The sequence below is a fragment of the Rhodoplanes sp. P11 genome, assembly GCF_964266735.1.
Lineage (GTDB): Bacteria > Pseudomonadota > Alphaproteobacteria > Rhizobiales > Xanthobacteraceae > Rhodoplanes > Rhodoplanes serenus.
On record NZ_CAXWGY010000001.1, the window covers coordinates 1,314,044 to 1,332,801 of the forward strand.

Annotated in this window: 24 protein-coding genes; 11 read left to right on the plus strand and 13 right to left on the minus strand. The window is 70.6% G+C overall.

The window, feature by feature from the left end; all coding sequences use genetic code 11:
• Positions 1-163: 163 nt before the first annotated feature.
• The 3 genes from ACFQUV_RS05755 to ACFQUV_RS05765 are packed head-to-tail and all read right to left on the minus strand — an operon-like array spanning position 164 to position 3,611.
• Positions 164-1,477 carry a cyclopropane-fatty-acyl-phospholipid synthase family protein gene (locus ACFQUV_RS05755; RefSeq protein ID WP_129609209.1) on the minus strand — a complete coding sequence of 438 codons (1,314 nt, stop codon included), beginning with the start codon at positions 1,475-1,477 and terminating at the stop codon, positions 164-166.
• Positions 1,474-2,250: a DUF1365 domain-containing protein gene (locus ACFQUV_RS05760; RefSeq protein ID WP_129609210.1), complete on the minus strand. Its 777-nt coding sequence runs from the start codon at positions 2,248-2,250 to the stop codon at positions 1,474-1,476. The genes ACFQUV_RS05755 and ACFQUV_RS05760 overlap by 4 nt, the downstream gene beginning before the upstream one ends.
• A complete protein-coding gene (locus tag ACFQUV_RS05765) occupies positions 2,247-3,611 on the minus strand; it encodes an NAD(P)/FAD-dependent oxidoreductase (RefSeq protein WP_129609211.1) in 1,365 nt (454 codons plus the stop codon). The genes ACFQUV_RS05760 and ACFQUV_RS05765 overlap by 4 nt, the downstream gene beginning before the upstream one ends.
• Before the next feature lie 271 nt (positions 3,612-3,882).
• Here ACFQUV_RS05765 and ACFQUV_RS05770 point away from each other — a divergent pair, with 271 nt between their 5' ends.
• Genes ACFQUV_RS05770 through ACFQUV_RS05785 form a run of 4 tightly spaced genes read left to right on the plus strand, consistent with a single transcriptional unit; the run spans position 3,883 to position 7,030 of the window.
• Complete coding sequence (locus ACFQUV_RS05770; protein WP_129609212.1) at positions 3,883-4,455, plus strand: sigma-70 family RNA polymerase sigma factor; 573 nt, start codon at positions 3,883-3,885, stop codon at positions 4,453-4,455.
• Positions 4,452-5,150, plus strand: a complete 699-nt coding sequence (locus ACFQUV_RS05775; protein ID WP_111385457.1) for a ChrR family anti-sigma-E factor — start codon at positions 4,452-4,454, stop codon at positions 5,148-5,150. Before ACFQUV_RS05770 ends, ACFQUV_RS05775 begins: the two co-directional genes overlap by 4 nt.
• Before the next feature lie 15 nt (positions 5,151-5,165).
• Positions 5,166-6,002 carry a DUF1295 domain-containing protein gene (locus tag ACFQUV_RS05780; protein WP_129609213.1) on the plus strand — a complete coding sequence of 279 codons (837 nt, stop codon included), beginning with the start codon at positions 5,166-5,168 and terminating at the stop codon, positions 6,000-6,002.
• A complete protein-coding gene (locus ACFQUV_RS05785) occupies positions 5,999-7,030 on the plus strand; it encodes a cyclopropane-fatty-acyl-phospholipid synthase family protein (RefSeq protein WP_129609214.1) in 1,032 nt (343 codons plus the stop codon). The genes ACFQUV_RS05780 and ACFQUV_RS05785 overlap by 4 nt, the downstream gene beginning before the upstream one ends.
• Positions 7,031-7,271: 241 nt before the next feature.
• Here the strand turns inward: ACFQUV_RS05785 and ACFQUV_RS05790 are convergent, their stop codons facing one another.
• A complete protein-coding gene (locus tag ACFQUV_RS05790; RefSeq protein WP_129609215.1) occupies positions 7,272-7,685 on the minus strand; it encodes a DUF2177 family protein in 414 nt (137 codons plus the stop codon).
• A 259-nt stretch (positions 7,686-7,944) separates the two neighbouring features.
• Between ACFQUV_RS05790 and folE the strand changes: the two genes are divergently transcribed.
• Positions 7,945-8,547, plus strand: a complete 603-nt coding sequence (folE, locus tag ACFQUV_RS05795) for a GTP cyclohydrolase I FolE (protein WP_207211474.1) — start codon at positions 7,945-7,947, stop codon at positions 8,545-8,547.
• Between the two features lie 100 nt (positions 8,548-8,647).
• On the opposite strand, the gene ACFQUV_RS05800 is transcribed toward folE, so the two are convergent.
• Positions 8,648-9,127, minus strand: coding sequence for a DUF2934 domain-containing protein (locus tag ACFQUV_RS05800; protein ID WP_129609216.1), 480 nt, complete (start codon positions 9,125-9,127; stop codon positions 8,648-8,650).
• 170 nt (positions 9,128-9,297) lie between these two features.
• Positions 9,298-9,585 carry a GlsB/YeaQ/YmgE family stress response membrane protein gene (locus ACFQUV_RS05805; protein WP_111385451.1) on the minus strand — a complete coding sequence of 96 codons (288 nt, stop codon included), beginning with the start codon at positions 9,583-9,585 and terminating at the stop codon, positions 9,298-9,300.
• A 320-nt stretch (positions 9,586-9,905) separates the two neighbouring features.
• On the opposite strand from ACFQUV_RS05805, the gene ACFQUV_RS05810 reads away from it, so the two are divergent.
• The 3 genes from ACFQUV_RS05810 to ACFQUV_RS05820 all read left to right on the plus strand — a co-directional run bounded on the left by ACFQUV_RS05810 (position 9,906) and on the right by ACFQUV_RS05820 (position 11,250).
• Positions 9,906-10,253, plus strand: a complete 348-nt coding sequence (locus tag ACFQUV_RS05810; RefSeq protein WP_111385468.1) for a 2Fe-2S iron-sulfur cluster-binding protein — start codon at positions 9,906-9,908, stop codon at positions 10,251-10,253.
• Between the two features lie 149 nt (positions 10,254-10,402).
• Positions 10,403-10,654 carry a hypothetical protein gene (locus tag ACFQUV_RS05815; RefSeq protein ID WP_129609217.1) on the plus strand — a complete coding sequence of 84 codons (252 nt, stop codon included), beginning with the start codon at positions 10,403-10,405 and terminating at the stop codon, positions 10,652-10,654.
• Positions 10,654-11,250 (plus strand): DUF4334 domain-containing protein, encoded by a 597-nt coding sequence (locus ACFQUV_RS05820; RefSeq protein ID WP_129609218.1) that lies wholly within the window; start codon positions 10,654-10,656, stop codon positions 11,248-11,250. Before ACFQUV_RS05815 ends, ACFQUV_RS05820 begins: the two co-directional genes overlap by 1 nt.
• Here the strand turns inward: ACFQUV_RS05820 and ACFQUV_RS05825 are convergent.
• Entirely contained in the window at positions 11,238-11,711 is a 474-nt protein-coding gene (locus ACFQUV_RS05825; protein WP_129609219.1) for an EamA family transporter, read from the minus strand. The two genes, ACFQUV_RS05820 and ACFQUV_RS05825, sit on opposite strands and share 13 nt — an antisense overlap.
• A 69-nt stretch (positions 11,712-11,780) precedes the next feature.
• Here ACFQUV_RS05825 and ACFQUV_RS05830 point away from each other — a divergent pair, with 69 nt between their 5' ends.
• Positions 11,781-12,281 carry a DoxX family protein gene (locus ACFQUV_RS05830; protein ID WP_129609220.1) on the plus strand — a complete coding sequence of 167 codons (501 nt, stop codon included), beginning with the start codon at positions 11,781-11,783 and terminating at the stop codon, positions 12,279-12,281.
• Positions 12,282-12,372: 91 nt separating this feature from the next.
• Here the strand turns inward: ACFQUV_RS05830 and rpsD are convergent, their stop codons facing one another.
• The 6 genes from rpsD to ACFQUV_RS05860 form a co-directional block, all read right to left on the minus strand.
• Positions 12,373-12,990, minus strand: a complete 618-nt coding sequence (gene rpsD, locus ACFQUV_RS05835; protein ID WP_111388698.1) for a 30S ribosomal protein S4 — start codon at positions 12,988-12,990, stop codon at positions 12,373-12,375.
• 234 nt (positions 12,991-13,224) lie between these two features.
• Positions 13,225-14,106 carry a glutamate racemase gene (gene murI / locus ACFQUV_RS05840; RefSeq protein WP_129609221.1) on the minus strand — a complete coding sequence of 294 codons (882 nt, stop codon included), beginning with the start codon at positions 14,104-14,106 and terminating at the stop codon, positions 13,225-13,227.
• Between the two features lie 57 nt (positions 14,107-14,163).
• A complete protein-coding gene (locus ACFQUV_RS05845; RefSeq protein ID WP_129609222.1) occupies positions 14,164-14,472 on the minus strand; it encodes a type II toxin-antitoxin system RelE/ParE family toxin in 309 nt (102 codons plus the stop codon).
• Positions 14,473-14,480: 8 nt separating this feature from the next.
• The gene (locus ACFQUV_RS05850) at positions 14,481-14,753 is read right to left on the minus strand and encodes a type II toxin-antitoxin system ParD family antitoxin (protein WP_129609223.1); all 273 of its coding nucleotides are present in this window, start codon (positions 14,751-14,753) and stop codon (positions 14,481-14,483) included.
• 139 nt (positions 14,754-14,892) lie between these two features.
• Entirely contained in the window at positions 14,893-16,203 is a 1,311-nt protein-coding gene (gene purB / locus ACFQUV_RS05855; protein WP_129609224.1) for an adenylosuccinate lyase, read from the minus strand.
• Between the two features lie 344 nt (positions 16,204-16,547).
• Positions 16,548-16,778, minus strand: coding sequence for a hypothetical protein (locus ACFQUV_RS05860; RefSeq protein WP_129609225.1), 231 nt, complete (start codon positions 16,776-16,778; stop codon positions 16,548-16,550).
• Positions 16,779-17,074: 296 nt separating this feature from the next.
• Here ACFQUV_RS05860 and ACFQUV_RS05865 point away from each other — a divergent pair, with 296 nt between their 5' ends.
• Both ACFQUV_RS05865 and ACFQUV_RS05870 read left to right on the plus strand, forming a co-directional pair.
• Entirely contained in the window at positions 17,075-17,740 is a 666-nt protein-coding gene (locus ACFQUV_RS05865; protein ID WP_129609226.1) for a sensor histidine kinase, read from the plus strand.
• Positions 17,741-17,916: 176 nt separating this feature from the next.
• Positions 17,917-18,684 (plus strand): LuxR C-terminal-related transcriptional regulator, encoded by a 768-nt coding sequence (locus tag ACFQUV_RS05870; RefSeq protein ID WP_207211473.1) that lies wholly within the window; start codon positions 17,917-17,919, stop codon positions 18,682-18,684.
• The last annotated feature ends 74 nt before the right edge of the window (positions 18,685-18,758 follow it).

The following is an 18,758-nucleotide window of genomic DNA, read 5'->3' on the forward strand; positions in this document are numbered from 1 at the left end:
GCCGCGAAGCGGCTGTCCGGAAACCAGCCGAGAGCTCCGAGTATGCCGGTGGATGACGTGTTTCGCTGGATGACGTGTGTCGCTGGATTCCGGGTCCGCGAGCTGAGCGCCCGCGACCCGGAATGACGGCGATCCGATCACCCGGACATCGTCCGACGCATCGTCAGCCGGCGCGCACCGCCACACGGGCAGCTACCCGGACCGGCACCGGCTCCGGCTTGGCGAAGGCGAACAGGCCGACATCGATGATGCCGAGCCGGAACCCGGTCTCGCAATAGGCGAGGTAGTACTCCCACAGCCGGCGGAAGCGGTCGTCGAAGCCCTGCGGCTCGATCGCCGGCCAGGCGGCGAGGAAACGCCGGCGCCACTCGGCGAGCGTGCGGGCATAGCTCTCGGCGAACGCCGTGTGGGTGACGAGCGCGAGGCCGGCCCGGCGGGCATGCTCCACCATCATGTCGCGGGTCGGCAGCATGCCGCCCGGGAACACGTAACGCTGGATGAAGTCCGGGTTGCGCCGGTAGCGGTCGAAGCGCGACGTCTCGATGGTGATGGCTTGCAGCACGGCGGTGCCGCCGGCGCGCAGCCGCGCCGCCAGCGTCTCGAAATAGATCGGCCAGTACTTCTCGCCGACCGCCTCGATCATCTCGATGGAGACGATGCGGTCGAATGTGCCGTCGGTGTCGCGATAATCCTCGAGCCGCAGATCGCACGCCTTGGCGAGGCCGGCGGCGGCGACGCGCTCGCGGGCGAATGCGAGCTGCTCGGCCGACAGCGTCAGCCCGGTGACGCGGCAGCCCTCCCGAGCGAGACGCTCGGCGAGCGCGCCCCAGCCGCAGCCGATCTCCAGCACATGCTCGCCGCCGGTCACACCGAGCGTTGCGACGATGTGGTCCAGCTTGGTCTGCTGCGCCTCGTCGAGCGACTGGTCGTCTTTCGTGTAGATCGCCGACGAGTAGGTCATGCTGCGATCGAGCCAGGCGGCATAGAAGGCGTTGCCGAGATCGTAATGGGCCGCGATGTTGCGGCGGCTGCCGCGCCTGGTGTTGGCGCGCACCGCGTGGCGGATGCGATCCAGCAACCGCTCGGTGCGCAGGCCCGCATAGACGTCGGTCAGCCCGGCGTCGTTCTCGGAGAACAGAGCGAGCAGCGCCGGCAGGTCGGGGGTCGACCAATCGCCGTCCATGTAGGCTTCGGCGAAGCCGAGATCACCGCGCCATGCGACCCGCCACAGGGTCCGCCAGCGGTGCAGCACCCAGGTGGCGGCGTGCCCGGGCCGGCGGCCGCGATGGGCGATGCGCACGCCATTCGGCAGCTCGACCGTCAGGGTGCCGACATCGAGCCGGCGCAGCACCCGGGCGAGCAGGCGGTGGGTCAGCTTGCGCCGGCGCAGCACGGCGGCCGGCTCGGCGGCGGGTGCCGCCGGCGCATGGGAGGGCGCCTCGCAGGAGGACAGGTCGCAGGAGGACAGGTGAGTCATGATCCGCTCCGCACGATGGTCACGGGGCGCGTCGGCGGGGCCGGGCGGGGCCGTAGCCCGATGCCCTTGCGCCACAGCTTCAACGCCTCCCAATGAATCGCCGCGATCACCTTGGCGGTGACCAGCGGGTGAAGCAGGAACGTCTTCAGCAGCGTTCCGTCGCCGAGCTCGCGGCGATGCCCGGTGAGCGCCGCGACGATCACCGGCTTGCCGGCCTTGTCGGCCCGGATCGCCACGGCGACCGAGCGGCCCGGCGGTGCGATGCGGAACTCGTATCGCAGGTCCATGTCCATGAACGGCGAGACGTAGAACAGCTTGTCACACGTCTGGCGAACGGCGCCGCTGCGCTCCGGTTCCGCCGGGATCACGTAGGAGTGGCGCTCGCCGAACGTGTTGGTCACCTCGTGGACCACCGCCGCCAGCGTGCCGTCGGCGCGCCGGCAGAAGTAGACGCTCAGCGGGTTGAAGACGTAGCCCAGCACCCGGGGCATGCAGAGAATCTGCACCGATCCGCCGGTGATGTCGACGCCGGCCTCGGCCAGCATGCGGTCGATCTGGGCGCGCAGCGGCTCGTCGGTCCCGGCACCGTGGTCGGCATCGCGGAACGTGAACAGGTTGAAGCCGTCGCGCGAGAACAGGCGCAGCCGCGCCGCAAGGGCGTCGATCTCGGCGAGATCGAGCAACAGCCAGAAGCAGCGGTAGCGCAGCGCGTGCGACCGCGGCGCGAGGCGGCGATGAACAACGGCACCCGTGTAGATGGCCGAGACGGTCATGCCGGCAACGTCGGCTGCGGCACGCGCGGGCGCGCCGGATCGAGCGGGATGCGGCCGCTCTCGTTGGGCACCGACCACGGGCGGCGCACGCCGCCGATCGCCTCGGCGACCGCGAGCCCCGCCTGCAATCCGTCCTCGTGGAAGCCGGCGCCGAAATGGGCGCCGCAGAACCAGGTGTTGCGCACGCCCTGGAGCGACCAGAGCTGGCGCTGCGCCGCGTGGGCGGCGAGATCGAACAGCGGATGCTCGTACATCTCGGTGTGGATCAGGCTGCCGGCACGCGGCGGCCGCGGCGGATTCAGCGTCACGAACAGCGGCGTCTCGGCCGGCAGGTCTTGCAGCCGATTCATCCAGTACGTGACGGTGACGCGGGGCCGATCATCGGGGCCGGTGCGGGTCCCGATCACGTTCCAGCTCGACCACGCGGCGCGCCGCTTGGGCATGAGCGTATCGTCGGCGTGGAGAACGGCGATATTGCGGCTGTACCGGAAGGCGCCCAGCAAGGCGCGCTCGTCGAGGCTCGGATCGGCCAGCATGGCGAGCGCCTGATCGGCATGCGTCGCCACCACGACGTGATCGAAGCGATGCGCCTCGCCGGTCTGGTCGGTGACGACGACGCCGTCCGGCTCGCGGCGCAGGTGGGCGACGCCGCGGTCGAGCCGGATGCGATCGGCGAAGTCGCGCGTCAAGCGCTCCACATAGCTGGCGCTGCCGCCCGTCACGGTGCGCCACACCGGCCGGTCGCGCAGCTTCAGCAGGCCGTGGTTGTCGTGGAAGCGGATGAACGCGGCGGCCGGATAGTCCAGCATCTCGGAAGGCGCCGCCGACCAGATGGCGCCCGCCATCGGCAGCAGGTGGTCGTCGCGGAAGGCGCGCGAGTAGCCGTTGCGGCGCAGATAGTCGCCGAGCGTCACATGTGCCTCGTCGAGCCCGCCGAGATCGCGCGGCGCCGCACGGTAAAAGCGCAGCACGCCGGCGAGCATCGACCAGAAGCGCGGCCGCAGCAGGTTGCGCGGCTGCGCCAGCAGCGCCCCGAAGCTGCCGCCGCCGTATTCGAGGGCACCGTCGTCGAGCGACACCGACAGCGACATCTCGGTCGGCTGCGTCCGCACGCCGAGATGCGCGAACAGCGCCGTCAGGTTCGGATAGGTCTGCTCGTTATAAACGATAAACCCGGTGTCGACCGGCACGCCGCCATGGGCCGGCGGGGTGCGCACCGTGTTGGAGTGGCCGCCGGCGCGGTCGGCCCGCTCGAACACCGTCACGTCGTGGCGGCGCGCCAGCAGCCAGGCGGCCGACAGGCCCGATATGCCGGTGCCGATCACCGCGATCTTCAGGCGATCGCCGCCCGTCTCCTGCATCCTCGCCCCCCTGCCGCCGTCGGACGGCGCTGTCGCCGGCCGTGCGGTCGAGGCGGTGTACGGCCCAACAATACCGTTGGATCACCCGGGCCGGCAGCTCGCGGGCAGCGGGGGGACTGATCCAAGCCCGGCGGCGTGCCGTAGTGGGGGCATGCTTGTCCGGACCACCATACCCGTTAAGACTCCCTCCAGGGCTGCGCTCGCGGTCCTGCGGCAGCCGGGCGTGCTGCCGCGGGCACCGCCCGTGCGGCCGCGCCGGTCGGGGGAGGGGATGGCGATCATCGAAAGGACGTCGGACGGCGTGCAGGATTTCGATCGGCTGATCCAGGCCATCGCGGCGCGCCAGGACCGCGCGGCGTTCGCGGCCCTGTTCGGGCATTATGCGCCGCGCGTGAAGGCGTTCCTGATGCGGTCCGGCACCGCCGCCGATCTGGCCGAGGAGCTGGCCCAGGAGACGCTGGTGACGGTGTGGCGGAAAGCCGCGCTGTTCGATCCGGCGCGGGCCGGGGCCTCCGCCTGGATCTTCGCCATCGCCCGCAACCTGCGCATCGACGCGGCACGGCGGCAGCGCCGCGAGGCCCTGCATGCCCAGGCCGAGGAGCCGGAGCCCGAGCCGGTGGCGGCGCCCGACCACGCCGTGGTGACGGCGGAGCGCGAGCAGCGGGTGCGCGCCGCGCTCGATCATCTCCCCGGCGAGCAGCGCCGGATCGTCGAACTGTCGTTCTTCGAGGGCCGGGCGCATGGCGACATCGCCGGCCTCCTCGACATTCCGCTCGGAACCGTCAAGTCGCGGCTGCGTCTTGCCATGAACCGCATGCGGATTCTGCTGGGTGACCTGACATGACCTTGTCCCACCATCCGAGCGACGCGACGCTCGCCGCCTTCGCGGCCGGCACGCTGGACGAAGGCCGCATGCTGGTGGTGGCGGCGCATCTCGCCGCCTGCCCCAGCTGCCGGCGTGCCGTCCGCCTGCTGGAGCTGACCGGCGGCGTGCTGCTCGACGACGTCGCCCCCGCCGAGATCGCGGCCGGCGGCCTCGACCGCGTGCTCGCCCGTCTCGACGCACCAGAGGCCGTGCCGGCATCGGCGCCTGTCCGGCGGCAGCCGGTGGACACGGCGGAGCGTCCTGCCGACGGCGGTGCCGCGGCCGACATCCGCGGCCTGCTGCCCGCCCATGCGCGGCTCCTCGCCGGTTACGAGCTCGGCCCCTGGCGCTGGGTCGGCCCCGGCGTCTGGTGGCGCCAGGTCGACGCGCCGACGCTGCCGGGCGGGCGGGTGTTCCTGCTCAAGGCGGCGGCCGGCACCACGCTGCCCGACCACACCCACACCGGCACCGAGCTGACCTGCGTGCTCACCGGGGCGTTCCGCCACGAGCACGGCCGCTTCGGCCCGGGCGATGTCGACGAGGCCGACGACGAGGTCGATCACTCGCCGGTGGTGGAGCCGGGCGTCGAGTGCGTGTGCCTTGTCGCCATGCAGGGACGGCTGCGGCTCAACGGGCTTATCGGCCGGGTGCTCCAGCCCTTCGTGCGTCTCTAGGGCGGAGCGGCGGCCATGCTGGTGCTCTCGCTCGTCGTCGCGCTGCTGGTCGCGGCGGTGGCGTTCTCCATGGTGATGTCGATCGCCACCGTCGTGGAGCGCCGCACCGGCAATGCCGGCTGGGTCGATACGTTCTGGACCTTCGGGCTCGGCCTCGTCGGTGCCGGCGCGGCGCTGGCGCCGCTCGGCGCGGCACCGAGCGGCCGGCAGCTCCTGGTGGCGGTGCTGGTCGCCGCGTGGTCGCTGCGGCTCGGCAGCCACATCGCGGCGCGCGCCCGGGCGAGCCACGACGATCCGCGCTACGCGGCGCTGCGCCAGCAGTGGGGCCGCGATGCGCCGCGCCGGATGGCGCTGTTCCTCCAGATCCAGGTGCTGGTCAGCCTGCCGATGATCGCGGCGGCGATCCTCGCGGCCCACAATCCCTCGCCCGGTCTCGGCCCGCAGGATCTCGTCGGCGCGCTGCTGGCGGTCGCCGGCATCGCCGGCGAGGCGGTGGCGGATCGCCAGCTCCGCGCCTTCCGGGCGGCCCGCGCCGGCGTCGGCAGGGGCCGCATCTGCGACGACGGCCTGTGGGGCTGGTCGCGCCATCCCAACTACTTCTTCGAGTGGCTGACCTGGGTCGGCGTCGCGGTGATCGCACTCGACGTCTCCGGCGGCTACTGGGTCGGCTGGCTCGCCGTCCTCGGCCCCGCCTGCATGTACTGGCTCCTCGTCCACGTCTCCGGCATCCCGCCGCTGGAGGAGCACATGCTGGCCCGCCACGGCGCCGCCTTCCGGGCCTATCAGGCGCGCACCAGCGCGTTCTTTCCGCGTCCGCCCCGTCCCGCCCCCGTCACGGAAGAGACCCGATGAGCCTGATCGCCGCCGCCATCGGAGGCGCCGAGCGCCTGCCGATTCCCGATCTCGTCACCCGCACCGGCATCGCCATGCTGGTCGGCAAGACGCGCCAGCGCCTGCGCGCCGCCGGTCCGGAGATCGACCGCCGCTTCGCCGCCGCCATGGCGGAGCACCCGATCGCGCTCCACACCGGCGAGGCCAACGCCCAGCACTACGAGGTGCCGGCGGCGTTCTTCGATCTGGTTCTGGGACCGCGGCGAAAATACTCGTGCGGCCTGTATCCGGGCGGCGGCGAGACGCTGGCCGAGGCCGAGGAGCTGGCGCTCGCCGCGACGGTGGAGAACGCCGGGCTCGCCGACGGCCAGACGATTCTGGAGCTCGGCTGCGGCTGGGGCTCGCTGTCGCTGTTCATGGCCGAGCGGTTTTCGGGCGCCCGCATCACCGCGGTGTCGAACTCGCGTTCGCAGCGCGCCTTCATCGAGGCGCAGGCGGCGACGCGCGGGCTGCGCAACCTGACGGTGATCACCGCCGACATGAACGCCTTCGTGCCGGCCGCGCGGTTCGACCGCGTGGTGTCGGTGGAGATGTTCGAGCACATGGCCAACTGGCGGGCGCTGCTCGGCCGCGTGCGCGGCTGGCTCGCCCCGGACGGCCGGCTGTTCCTGCACGTGTTCAGCCACCGCGCCGCGCCGTATCGGTTCGATCATCGCGACCCCGCCGACTGGATCGCCCGCCACTTCTTCACCGGCGGCATCATGCCGAGCCACGGGCTGGTGCGGTCGTTCGACGATCTCTTTTCGGTCGAGCAGGAGTGGCGGTGGAACGGCGTCCACTACGCCCGCACGGCCGAGGACTGGCTCGCCAATTTCGACCGCAATCGCGACCGCATCGACCCGATCCTGGCCGAGGTCTACGGCGCCGACGCCGCCCTGTGGGCGCGCCGCTGGCGGCTGTTCTTCCTGGCGACTGCCGGCCTGTTCGGCCATGCCGCCGGCGAGGAGTGGGGCGTCAGCCATTATCGCCTGGCTCCGACGGCCGGCTGAGCGAGCGAGCCTGCGTCTGCTTGCAGGCAATCCAACAGAAAGGGCCACGACCGCGCGGTCGTGGCCCTTTTGTTTGATGAGGGATGGTCGAGGAGGCGAAGAGTGGACCCGGCCGGGACGACGTCCCGAGAGGGTCACGGCCCCGGCCTCGTCCCGCCTGCAGCGGCGTACAGCGACGAAGCCAGGGCCGTGAACACGGCCGGGATGGCTGATCCGGCCGTGTAGCGATGAGGAAGTCGGTTCAGGCCGCGATCGTTCCGCGCACCGCGTTGGCGGCGAGATAGCCGCAGGCCGCCGCGATGCCCGACAGCAGGCCGCCCCACACGATGTCGGCGACGGTGAGTTGCAGCGTCCAGTTGCGCAGCGTCGCGTAGTTGGTGAGGTCGTAGGTGGCGTAGGCGAGCGCCCCGAACAGCGCGCCGAGCGCGATCGCCGGAACGAGGCCGCCGCCGCGCAGCGCCGGCACGATGGCGAACACCACGAGGCCGATCGGGAAGAGCAGGTAGAACACCACGGCGGGCATCATCCGCGGCGCCTCCAGCAGAATGTCGCCGAGGGTCGGTCGGTAGAGCAGGCCGCTCATGGTGTAGAGCCACACGGCATCGATGATCACGAAGGACACCAGGGCGGCGGCATAGGAGGCGACGTAGGGCACGAGACGATCCTGTCGAACGGGGTTGTCTCGCCTAATACGCCGATACCGGCCGGGTGGATCACCGGCGCCGCCCCGTGACGTCCGGACGCAGCTCCGCGCCAGCAGCGGGGCCGCGGCGCCGGCGTGCCGCGGGTTCGCCAGCGTCTCGACCGGCGTCGGTCGCGACGGTCCTATGATCCGGCGACGGCTTTCCGTCGTATCCGCTCCGCTCTATACGAGAGGAGACGACATGACCCCGGCCGTGCAGGTGATAGACACCATGGCGAAGCGGAAGAAGGACGCCGGACGTCCGCGAATCGAGCGGCCGTCGCGCGCCGAGGTGGAGGCGGCGTTCCGCACCATCCTGCGCTGGACCGGCGACGATCCCGATCGCGAGGGACTGCTGGAGACGCCGGCGCGGGCGGCGCGCGCCTACGAGGAGTTCTTCCGCGGCTACGACGAGGACCCGGCCGCCATCCTGCGCAAGACCTTCGAGGAGACCGGCGGCTACGACGAGATGGTGGTGCTGCGCGGCGTGCGCTTCGAGAGCCATTGCGAGCACCACATCGTGCCGATCATCGGCCGCGCCTGGGTCGCCTATGTGCCGAACGGCCGCGTGGTCGGCATCTCGAAGCTGGCGCGGCTCGTCGAGGTCTATGCCAAGCGGCTTCAGATCCAGGAGAAGATGACGGCTCAGATCGCCGACACCATCCAGGAGGTGCTGGAGCCGCAGGGCGTCGCCGTGGTGATCAAGGCGCAGCACCACTGCATGACGACGCGCGGCGTCCACAAGCACGACACCGACATGGTGACCAGCCGGATGACCGGCGTGTTCCGCGACAACACCGCGACGCGCCAGGAATTCCTGTCGCTGATCGACTGATCCATCAGGGCGAGGGCCGCGCCTCGGGGCGGAACGAAAAGGCGCGGGACCCGCGGGTCCCGCGCCTTTTTCAGATCTTTCTCGGCTCCGCCGTGCTGCGTCAGCGGGCGGCGCGCAGACGCGGCTTCGTGGCCGACTTCGCGGCCGACTTCGGAGCCGCCTTGGCGAGCGTGGCGGCCGGGATGGTGGCCGGCTTGGCGGCGGCCGGGACGGCGGGCTGGCCCGGCAGCGGCACGATGGAGGTGGCCTCCACCAGCGGGGTGGCGTCGGCGCCGGTGCGCTTGGCGGCGGCCGCCTTGGCCTTGGCGACGAGACGCGCGGCCTTCTTGGGGGCCTTCTTGGCGACCGGCTCCTCGGCCGGCGCGATCGTCACGGTGGGCGCGGCCTTTTCTTCGGCCGGCGCCGCCGGCACGGTCGTGGTGCTCACCGACGTCGTGCTCACCGACGCGGTCGCGGTCTCGGCGAGGATCTCGCGCTCCGCCTGAAGCCAGAACTGCTCGTCGCGGCCGTCGGGGCGGCCGCTGCCGTTCCAGATGTGATAGGCGCGCTCGCGAATGCGCTCCTGGAGTGTCTGAGACATCTACAACCTCCTGTCCCTCTTTCGAGCCGATGAATGACGCGCTCAGGGTTAATGGGAGGTAAAGACACGTCCAACGCGAATACGCGCCCTCGATCGAGGTATCAAGAAGCTGTCGCAAAGTGTTCGCGGCGACGCGCGACCATCTCACGTCGCCGTTGCTGGCGCTCGTCTCACAACCATCGGCGCTCGGCACTCGGATCGGGGATGCGACGCGCCACCACGAGACGGTTCCACACGAACAGCACCAGCACGGCGCCGAGCGTCGCGCCGATGAAGCCGGCGCTCTGGTCCATGCGGTACCAGCCGATGGTCTGGCCGATCCAGGTGGCGACGAACGCCCCGGCGATACCGAGCAGCGTGGTCAGAATGAAGCCGGCCGGCTTGTTGGGGCCGGGCGACAGAAGCCGCGCCAGAATGCCGGCCACGAAGCCGATCAGGATGATCCACAAGACGCTCATGCGATGCCTCCGCGGCGCCGCCGCCATCGGCGGCGCTCCAGCCGCAGCAGCGGCCTGCGGTAAAAACGCGGTCTCGTCACGGCTGTTCCGTGCAGCCGTTCCGGCGGCGCCGCTCGACGTGGCGGCTTGCCGACACGATGCGACATCCGGAACACGACGCCGCTGTCGTGAATCCCACACGATGTCCTGACGCCGTGCGCCGCGTGCCCGCCGGGCGTGGCCGAACGGGGTTCGGCATAGCGATCTGCGGATGGCACGCCGATTGCGAGGGGCGGGCGGTCGACACTGTCGTCGAAACCCATCCCGTCTGCGAGACACCCATGGCCGACGTCACCTTCACCTCGCCCGCGATGCCCAAGGACGTGACCGTCTACGCGGTCGCCGGCGATACCCGCACGCTCCTGTCCGTCGCCAAGGAGCACAAGGTCCCGATCCACTTCGAATGCGAGAACGGCGAGTGCGGCTCCTGCGCCTGCGAGGTGTCGGTCCTGTCCGACAAGGCGCCGCTCGCCGTGCATCTGACCGAGAAAGAGAAGACGGTGCTCCGCCTCGCCGGCAAGATCACGCCCGACCAGGTGCGCGCCGCCGAGGTCAGCGACCTGCCGCCGCCCTACCGGCTCGCCTGCCAGTTCATCGTCCGCGACGAGGACATCGTGGTGAAGTTCTGACGCTGTTTGCGGGTTATCGTGCGCCGTCGTTCCGGGGCGCCGCTGGGCGGCGCGGCGCCGGATGTCCGCAGCGCCGGATGTCCGTGGCGCTCCGGCTGCCGCTCGCCGGAAAAATGCTCTACGGTCGCGCCTCGTTTCGGAGGCGTCGCATGTACTATTTCAAGGGTCGCGGATTTCTCTGGCACGACACCAAAGGGCCGGTCCTGTGGTGGCCGCCCAACTGGTTCTGGTTCGCGGTGTTCGAGTTCAAGCGCTGGCGGGCCGAGCGCGCTGCCGAGCGTGCCGGCCCGGGTGCCGGCGATGCGGTGGGCGCACCGTCCGCCGGGGCCGGCACGTCGTCCGTCACCGCATCGCCCGCGGCTCCCGCGGGCGGCGAGACCGGCAAGTCGGGCGGCGCTTGATGGCGGTGGAGGAGGGCGCCGCGGCCCGGCTGGCACGGCTCCAGGCCGGCACCACGGCCGAGCAGGCGCTCTCGCTCTTCGATGCCCTGCCGGCTCCGACGGTGGCCGACATGATCGGCCGTTGGCGCGGCGCTGGCCTGCCGACAGGGCATCCCTTGGACGGGCTGCTGGAGGCGCTCGGCTGGCACGGCAAGGCTTTCGTCGACCCCGAGACCGTGCATCCGCTGCTGTTCGCCAGGCCCGGCGCGCCGCCGGTGGCGCTCGACCCGGCGCGGCTGCCGGTCGGCCTCCTGGTGCGCTGGCCCGGGCTCACCGGCGCGGCGGTGCTGCGCACGCCGGCGGTCGCCGCGATGTTCCGGGCCGCGTGGCCGCTGCTCCGCACCCGCCGCCCGGCGGCGCGGCTGCGGTGCCTCGCCTGGCGGGGCCGCGTCGGCGCCGCGATGATCTACGACCGGCAGCCGATCTGCGACGTGTTCCGCACCGTCGATGCGGACACCCGGCTTGGCCTGATGGATCTGCGCGGCTTGCCGGCGCCGTTCTTCTTCGTGCTGCGCCGCGAGCCCGACGCCGTCTCGCGCGGCTCTCAGCCCTTGTAGGCGACCAGGAGGGCGCCGGCCGCGATCAGGCCGACCCCGAGCCAGTTCAGCCCCGACAGCCGCTCGCCCAGCACCACGACGCCGAGCACCGCCACCAGCACGACGCTGAGCTTGTCGAGCGGCGCCACCCGGGCGACGTCGCCGAGATCGAGAGCGCGGAAGTAGCACAGCCACGAGGCGCCGGTGGCGAGCCCCGACAGGCCGAGGAACAGCCAGGCGCGGCCCGGGATGCTGCCCGGCGGCTGCCACTGGCCGGTGACCACGAGCAGCACCGCGAGCACCCCGGCGACCACCAGGGTGCGCACGAAGGTGGCGACGTCGGGCGCCACCGCCGTGACGCCGACCTTGGCCAGCACCGCCGTCAGCGCCGCGAACAGCGCCGACAGCAGCGCCCACACCACCCAGGACGAGAACGGCCACGACGAGAGCAGCGGACGCACGGGTCGCCTCCTGTTCAGCATCTCCAGAAGCTTCGGCTTGTAGCGGACTTGCGCGTCGCGCCAAACTCGCGGGCCGCGACCGAGTCCGCCATGGCGGTGGACGGCGTGGCGCCGCGCGCCGGCGGAGCGTCGCTCGGGATCACCCCGGCGGGCACCGCGGAGGCCAGCGGCTCACCCCCGAAGGAGCCGACCCCCGTGCAGATCGATCGTCTCGCCGACCGTTTCGCCCCGCTGGTCCTCAGTCTCGTGCGGATCATGACGGCGCTGCTTCTGCTTCAGCATCCGCTGTCGAAGTTCTTCGGCTGGCCGGTGGCCATGCAGCGACCCGGCCTGTTCTCGCTGTACTGGATCGCCGGTGCCATCGAGATCGTGTTCGGGGCGCTGCTGCTCGCCGGGTTCTACACCCGGCTCACCGCCTTCATCCTGTCGGGCGAGCTCGCCTTCGCGTACTTCATCGGCCATGCCCCGCGCGGCTTCTTCCCGCTCGGCAACAACGGCGAGGCGGCGGTGCTGTTCTGCTTCATCTTCCTGTACTTCGCCTGCGCGGGCGGTGGCCCGCTCAGCGTCGACGCGGTGTGGCGGAAGCGTTGAGCGCGCGGGCGGACGGCGCCGTCCGCCACGAAAAAGGCCGGTCGCCGGGGGCGACCGGCCTTCCGTGTTCCGGAATGTCGCGCCGGAGCGATCAGCGCGAGTAGTACTCGACCACCAGGTTCGGCTCCATCTGCACCGCGTAGGGCACGTCGCCCAGCGTCGGGACGCGGACGAACTTGGCCGTCATCTTGCCGTGGTCGGCCTCAATGTACTCGGGCACGTCGCGCTCGGCGAGCTGCGTCGCCTCGAGCACCACGGCGAGCTGCTTCGACTTGTCCTTCACCTCGATCACGTCGCCGACCTTGCAGCGATAGCTCGGGATGTTGACGCGACGGCCGTTCACCTTGATGTGGCCGTGGTTGATGAGCTGGCGGGACGCGAACGGGGTCGCCGCGAACTTGGCGCGGAACACGACGGCGTCGAGCCGGCGCTCCAGGAGGCCGATCAGGTTGGCGCCCGAGTCGCCCTTCATCCGGATCGCCTCGTCGTAGAGGCCGTGGAACTGCTTCTCGGAGATGTTGCCGTAGTAGCCCTTGAGCTTCTGCTTGGCGCGGAGCTGCACGCCGTAGTCGGAGAGCTTGCCCTTGCGGCGCTGGCCGTGCTGGCCGGGGCCGTACTCGCGGCGATTCACGGGGCTCTTCGGGCGGCCCCAGATGTTCTGGCCCATACGGCGATCGATCTTGTACTTCGCCTCGATGCGCTTGGTCATCGCGTCCTCGTCGGCGGGGTAGCGCCCGCCTTGTTGCTGAAAGTCCCGCCGTCGACGGGACCGGGAGGATCGCGCCCTCCTGTGCTCCAGCCACCGGCTGGAACCGACAGGCCGACCACCTTGCGCAGGCGCCGGCCACGGGTCGCGAAACGCCGCGCGGGCCGTTGCGGCCCGCGTGACGGGGAGGTTTTTAGGAGGTTCCGGCGAAATGTCAAACCGCAGCCGGCGCGGCGCCTACTTGGCGGCGCAGGTCAGCGCCTCGGGCCCGGTGCGCCGGTGCGCCGCCGGCAGCCGCAGCCCGAAACGGGCGACCGCCCGCCGCAGGGCCGGGGAGGGCGCGCGGCCCGAGGTGAAGACGAGGTCGTCCACCCCGGCGTGGCGGGCGAGCCCGGCGGCCGGTGGCCGGCCGGCCCCGGCGCGGGCCAGGAGGTCGACCACCCGGCGGGCGATCGCCGGCGCCGGATCGACCCAGTCGACCGGCCACGGGCTCGCCGCCTCCAGACGGTCGCGCAGCAGCGGATAGTGGGTGCAGGCCAGCACCACCGTGTCGGTGCGGCGGTCGCCGTCGGCGACGAAGCAGGGGGCGATCTCGCGGGCGATCGCCGCCTCCTCCACCGGCTCGTCGCGCAGCGCCGCCTCGGCGATGGTGGCCAGATGGGCGGAGCCGACCAGCGTCACGGCGCAGCCCTGGCCGAAGTCGCGGATGAGGGCGCGGGTGTACTCGCGCTTTACGGTCGCCTCGGTGCCGAGCACCGAGACCAGCCGGCTCCGCGACGCCGTGCAGGCCGGCTTGATGGCCGGCACGGTGCCGACGAATGGCACCCCGTGGGCGGCGCGCAGATGCGGCAGCACCAGGGTCGAGGCGGTGTTGCAGGCGATGACCACGAGGTCGGGCCGGTGAGTGGCGAGGAGCTCGCCCATCAGCGGCACCAGGCGGGTCGTCAGCGCCGCCTCGCCGTGGCGGCCATAGGGGAAGAAGGCGTCGTCGGCGGCGTAGACGTAGCGGGCGTCCGGGCGCGCCGCGACCACCTCGCGCAGCACCGTGAGGCCGCCGAGCCCCGAGTCGAACACCAAGATGCGGGGGGCCGCCGGCGCGGCCACGCAGGATTCGTCCATGTCTCGCGATGTGTAACGCAATCCGCCGCGGCAGGACAGACGGGCGTCGCAGGCGGATCATGCCTCTGGTCCGAAGGCCCCACCGAGGTTGCGGCCGGCGTAGAGGATGCGCAGCACGATCACGTCGCCGCCACGGACGGTGAACGCGATCGAGACCCGGCGCTCGAAGCCGACGATCCTCAGCCCTGGGCGGACATCGTCGCGGGCGGTGACTGGTTGCGGAAACGGCAGTAGACCGTGGCAGGCGCGCTCGATCCGACCCACATAGGCGCGGGCACGCTCCTCGCCGGCCCTCGCCGCGATCCAGGCGAAGAGCTGGTCCAGGTCGGCTTGCGCAGCTTCGGTAAAGAAGAGCTGCGCCGCCATGGCTGAGGCTAGCCGCGATTGCTGCGATGGCGCGCTTCGAGGCCCCCGAACACCTCCGATGCCGGGATCAGCGGCTCCTGGCCGCTCGCCACCCGGTCGAAGGCCGGAGCAACGTCGTCCGCGATCCACCGCTCGACGACGGCATCGCGCAATTGGAGAGCCCGCAACCCGTCGCGGACGACCTCGCTTTCGTCCGCATAGGCTCCCGAGGCCACCCGGTCACGGACCATGCGCATCAGCTCGTCCGACAGGGTCACGGTCAGGGACTGCTTGGCGGCCATAATCGTCTCCCGTCAGTCGGCAAGCGCGGGTCTTAGTCCCCCGAGTCCCTTCACAGAAATAGACCGCCCTCTGGTCCACTTCAACGCGAAGGCGAGTGCCCGCCGGCGGGTTCCCGCGACCGTGGAGAGGGGCGAGCGCTCACGCCCGCCCGAACACCCGGCGGAAGATGGTGTCGACGTGCTTCAGGTGGTGACCGAGGTCGAACAGCGACTCGATCTCGGCGTCCGAGAGCTTGGCCCGGACGTCCGGGTCGGCCTTCAGGAGAGCCATGAAGTCGGTCGCCTCGCCGCGCCACACGCGCATCGCATTGCGCTGGACGAAAAGGTAGGACTCCTCGCGGCTTGCGCCCTTTTGCGTAAGCGCCAGCAGAACCCGCTGGGAGTGCACCAGCCCGCCCAGCCGGTCGAGATTCTTCTTCATGTTCTCGGGATAAACCACGAGCTTGTCGACGAGACCCGTGAGGCGGGCGAGGGCGAAATCGAGCGTCACCGTGGCGTCCGGCCCGATCATCCGCTCGGCCGAGGAGTGCGAGATGTCGCGCTCGTGCCACAGCGCCACGTTCTCGAGCGCCGGCGTCACATAGGCGCGCACCATGCGGGCGAGGCCGGTGAGGTTCTCGGACAGCACCGGATTGCGCTTGTGGGGCATCGCCGAGGAGCCCTTCTGCCCCTCGGAGAAGAACTCCTCCGCCTCCAGCACCTCGGTGCGCTGGAGATGGCGGATCTCGACCGCCAGCCGCTCGATCGACGAGGCGACCACGCCCAGCGTCGCGAAGTACATGGCGTGGCGGTCGCGCGGGATCACCTGGGTCGACACGGGCTCGACCGCGAGGCCCATCCTCTCGGCGACATGCGCCTCCACCCGCGGGTCGATCTGGGCGAAGGTGCCGACCGCCCCCGAGATGGCGCAGGTGGCGACCTCGCGGCGGGCGGCGACCAGGCGCGCGCGGGCCCGGGTGAACTCCGCATAGGCGACCGCCAGCTTGAGCCCGAAGGTGGTCGGCTCGGCATGGATGCCGTGCGAGCGGCCGATGGTCGGGGTCAGCTTGTGCTCGAAGGCGCGCCGCGCGATGGCGGCCAGGAGGGCGTCGACATCGGCGATCAGGAGATCGGCGGCGCGGGCGAGCTGGACGCCGAGGCAGGTGTCGAGCACGTCGGAGGAGGTCATGCCCTGGTGGACGAAGCGCGCCTCCGGCCCGACGATCTCGGCCAGATGGGTCAGGAACGCGATGACGTCGTGCTTGGTGACCCGCTCGATCTCGTCGATGCGGGCGACGTCGAAGACGGCGTCACGGCCCTTCGCCCAGATGGTGCGGGCGGCTTCGACCGGCACGATGCCGAGCACCGCCATGGCGTCGGCGGCATGCGCCTCGATCTCGAACCAGATGCGGTAGCGGGTCTGCGGGTCCCAGATCGCCGCCATCTCGGGACGGGTGTAACGCGGAATCATCGTGGTGCTCGTGCGGAGGGGGCTGGTGTGGTGGGAATGCCGGGGCTCTAGCAGATCCCCCCCGCTGCGGCCATGAATCATTCGGAGAGCCGCCCGGTCGACCGGGGCTTTACACCGATGGCCGCCGATGCTGCCTCGTCACGCCCGCCTTGTACCGGACGACTTTAAGCCGAGCCGCGACAAAGACGCGGATGGCCGGGACCGGCCGGGCGCCGCGAACCCGGAACCCAGCGAAACACGTCATCCCGCGGTAGACTCCCAGCTCTCGGCCGGATTCCGGGGTCGGCGCCGCACGCCGCCCCGGGATGACCACCGAATTGATCAGCCGGTTCTCGGATCTCGTGTCAGAGACTGTCGTTCGGCTCGCCGGTGCTGGCGATGACGCCGAATTCCTGCGACTTGGTCTGCCTGTCGGCCTCCAGGAAGCCTTCGCTCGCCAGACCGCGCCGCAGCAGCTCGCGGACGGCCGCCGCACGACTCGGCATGCGCCGGGAGAAACGCCAGTCGTCCAGAGCCTTCAGCTCCGCCGGCGACAACATGATCTGAAGCCGCTCGGGGCGGGAGAGATCCGCCATTGCTTGCCTCGCGGTGAGCCGCACACTTTACTGGAGTGAGGCTAGGCCGATTATCGAAATGCGTCAATGACGCCGATTGAGCAATAAGCAATAATTGATACTTATACTCATTCGATGCCTCTATTGTCTACCTCCTACAGTAAATCGACGTCTCATTGTGTCTCCAGTGATGAGTGTAAGTTTAAAGCATATAGATTGTATTTCATTGCCGCTGGGACATTTGTATATCGGGATCGTGAAGAGAATTACGTTGTAGGTTGTAAAAATATTCGACTATACTTGGTCGAGGTGATGTCATGAGCACGCTCGACAGCGATCTCGACGATCACGCCGACCCCGTCGTCGACAGTTCCCAGCGCGCCGTCGTCCGGCGCTTGGCGCACGGTTTGCTCGAGGTTCGCGCCGGCTCCTTCGAGCCATCGGAACGGCCGCCCTCGTCCGAAGCCGCCGCGATCCTGATGGCCGAGACCGTGGCGGGCATCGAGACGATGCTCAGCCTGCATCGGCGGATCGTTCCCTCGACGTCGCTGCACCGGATCGATTTCGGTGCGGTCCTGCTCGAGCTGTGCGAGCAGATCGTCGGACGCATGGCGCGCGCCCGCCGCTTCGATATCCGCGTCGACATCGCGCCGCGCTGCCTGCTTCCGGGGGTCGACGTGGCGAGGCTATCGCTGATCGCCACCGAGCTGATCATCAACGCCATCGAGCATGCTCATCCGGCCGGGATACCCGGCATCCTGGAGATCGGCAGCCACGTCGATCCGGTCGGGACCCTGACGCTCACGGTCAGCGACGACGGCATCGGGCTGCCGGCCGAGTTCGACCCGCGCCGGGACGGCGGGCTGGGGCTGATCCTGATCCGCTCCCTGGGGCGCCGGCTCGGCGCCACCATTTCCTATGAGAGTTTCGGTCTCGGCCTTCAGGTGACCGTGACGATGCCGGTCCGCCTGCGTCCCCAATAAGTCTGCGTCTCCGACGAGTGGAGCAGGGCGCCGGCGACCGGCCAGCCGCCGCCGACTAGACCCGGCGACTAGGTGTTTGCACGGTTGACACTCTTGACTGTCAAGTGCACCTTACATACCAGATCGTGCGGCCAGTCTCCGGCCGAGCCTTCCGCTGCACATCCGGTATCCGCTCCATGGCCATGCCGACGGGTCCGTTCGAGACGCTGACCTCGGCCCCGCTCCAGGTCGCGGTCCTCGATTCCGACGGGACCATCCGCGACATCAACGGCGCTTGGCGTGCCTTCGTGGCCGCCATGGACATCGATCCGCGCCAAGCCGGAATCGGGGCACGGTTCCTCGCCTGCTGCGCGCCCGACCAGGCGAGCGGGCTCGCCGACGTCATCGCCGGCCGCTGCGACGTGTTCACCTCGGTGTGCCGCTGCGAGGGGCGGGCGGCGTCCGGCTGCTGGGTGCTGATGCTGGCGGTTCCGCGCTCCGCGGCACCGCCACGACGCATCGCGGTGATCCGGTTCGATCTCTCCGCCATGCTGCCGTTCGACCCGGGGGATGCGGCGCTGCGCGCCGCCCATCATCCCGAGGTGCTGGCCGCCGACACCACCGACGCGATCGTGCGAGCCGTCGAGCAGGCGCTCGCGCGTCTCGCCGGCCCGCGGGCGAGCCGGCTGTCCGCCGACGCGGCCGCCGCGGCGCCGCGCGGGATCGCCGCCACGGTGGTGCCGGCGTCGCTGCCCCGGCGTCAGCGCCAGGTGCTGGCGCTGCTGGGCGAGGGGATGAGCAACGCCCAGATCGCCGACACGCTGGGCATCTCCATGAACACCGCCAAGCTGCATGTCTCGGCGGTTCTGCGCCGGCTCGGGCTCGACAACCGCATGCAGGCGGTGGCGCTCGGCGCCCGCCTGCATGGCGAGCGCGCGCTGGTGCCGGCCCTCGGGGCCGAGTAGACCAGCCGCGCGCTGCGCGACTGATCGTTTCGATTGACAACTGATCCCGTCAAACTCACTTTACGATCTGTGAC